Genomic DNA, 2237 nt, shown 5'->3' with positions numbered 1-2237 from the left:
GAAATGCAAGTAGGAGAAGTAGCTAAGCGTCAAGCAGTTACCAACCCACATACAATCAGCTCAATCAAACGCCATATCGGAGAAGCAGGCTATACGGTTGATGTTGAAGGGAAAAAATATACACCTCAAGAAATTTCAGCAACCATTTTACAATATTTAAAAGGTTATGCTGAAAGTTATTTAGGAGAAAAAGTAGACAAAGCTGTTATTACTGTTCCTGCTTATTTCAATGACGCACAACGTCAAGCAACTAAAGACGCTGGTAAAATCGCTGGTTTAGAAGTAGAACGTATCATCAATGAACCTACTGCAGCAGCGCTAGCATACGGTTTGGATAAAACAGACAAAGAAGAAAAAGTTCTTGTATTTGACCTTGGCGGCGGTACATTTGACGTTTCTATCCTTGAATTAGGCGATGGCGTTTTTGATGTTCTTTCAACTGCTGGAGATAACCACTTAGGTGGAGATGATTTTGATGAAAAAATTATCGCTTATTTAGTTGAAGAATTTAGAAAAGAAAACGGTATTGATTTATCAAAAGACAAAATGGCTGTTCAACGTTTGAAAGATGCTGCTGAAAAAGCTAAAAAAGATTTATCAGGTGTATCTTCTACGCAAATCAGCTTACCATTTATTACAGCTGGTGAAGCTGGTCCGTTGCACTTGGAAATCAATTTAACACGCGCAAAATTTGACGAGTTAACTTATGACTTAGTAGACCGTACGAAACAACCCGTTCGCCAAGCTTTAAAAGATGCTGGAATTTCTGCTTCAGAAGTAGATGAAATTATCTTAGTTGGAGGTTCTACACGTATTCCTGCTGTTATAGAAGCTGTACGTAAAGAAACTGGAAAAGAACCAAACAAATCAGTTAACCCAGACGAAGTTGTAGCAATGGGAGCTGCTATTCAAGCAGGAGTGCTTACTGGAGATGTAAAAGACATCGTTTTACTAGACGTTACTCCTTTATCATTAGGAATTGAAACAATGGGCGGCGTATTCACAAAATTGATCGACCGTAATACAACAATTCCTACAAGTAAATCACAAGTCTTCTCAACAGCAGCAGACAATCAACCAGCTGTAGACGTACACGTTTTACAAGGTGAACGCCCAATGGCTGCAGACAATAAAACTTTAGGTCGTTTCCAATTAACGGATATTCCAGCGGCACCACGTGGAATCCCTCAAATTGAAGTTTCTTTTGATATCGATAAAAATGGTATTGTTAATGTACGCGCTAAAGACTTAGGTACTCAAAAAGAACAAACCATCACAATTAAATCTTCTTCTGGTTTAACTGATGAAGAGATCGAACGCATGGTTAAAGATGCTGAAGCTAATGCCGAAGCCGACAAAACTCGTAAAGAAGAAGTAGATTTACGCAATGAAGTAGATCAATTATTGTTCCAAGTGGACAAAACTTTAGGAGAACTAGAAGGAAAAGTAGACGAAGCTGAAGTTAAAAAAGCCGAAGATGCTCGTGATGAATTAAAAGCTGCAGTAGAAGCAAATGATTTAGAAGCAATGAAAACTAAACGTGATGCTTTAAACGAAATTGTACAAGCTTTGACCGTCAAACTTTATGAACAAGCAGCTCAAGCACAAGCTGAAGCTAATCCTGAAGGTGCACAAGCCGGAGAAGATGATGTTGTTGATGCTGATTTTGAAGAAGTAGACGACAACCAATAATCAACAAATTGGATGATGAAGTAAAAAGCCAAGGCAAAATGCTTTTGGCTTTTTCTTCTAGATATGCTATGCTCATAAAGGCTAATTGGAGTGTAGACTGAAGATAAACATTATCTTTTGTGACAATGGAGGGAAATCATGGCAAAAAGAGATTATTATGAGGTATTGGGAGTTTCGAAAAGTGCGACCGATCAAGAGATCAAAAAGGCATATCGTAAACTTTCTAAACAATACCATCCAGATATTAATAAAGAAGCAGATGCAGATGAAAAATTCAAAGAAATCTCAGAAGCATATGAAGTTTTGAGCGATGCAAACAAGCGAGCTGCTTATGACCAATACGGACACGCAAGTACTGATCCAAACTTTGGAGCATGTGGCGGCGGTTTTGGTGGTGGCTTCGGCGGCGGCGGTTTTGGCGGCGGTGGTTTTGAAGATATTTTTGAATCCTTTTTCGGCGGCGGCGGACGTTCAGCTAATCCGAATGCTCCACGCCAAGGAGAAGACCTTCAATACCGGATGGACCTAGAATTCGAAGAAGCTAT

At 39.2% G+C, this 2237-nt stretch carries 2 protein-coding genes; both read left to right on the top strand.

All coding sequences use genetic code 11. The features are described 5' to 3' along the window. A partial coding sequence (dnaK, locus tag RT405_RS13200) for a molecular chaperone DnaK (RefSeq protein ID WP_313470294.1) occupies window positions 1–1692 on the top strand: 1692 nt, incomplete at its 5' end. 135 nt (window positions 1693–1827) lie between these two features. Beyond that, on the top strand, window positions 1828–2237 hold a 410-nt coding region (locus tag RT405_RS13195), incomplete at its 3' end, for a DnaJ domain-containing protein (RefSeq protein WP_313470297.1).

Origin of the sequence: Carnobacterium sp. (assembly GCF_032094055.1) — a bacterium.
GTDB lineage: Bacteria > Bacillota > Bacilli > Lactobacillales > Carnobacteriaceae > Carnobacterium_A.
This window is presented reverse-complemented; position numbering and strand designations above follow the sequence as displayed.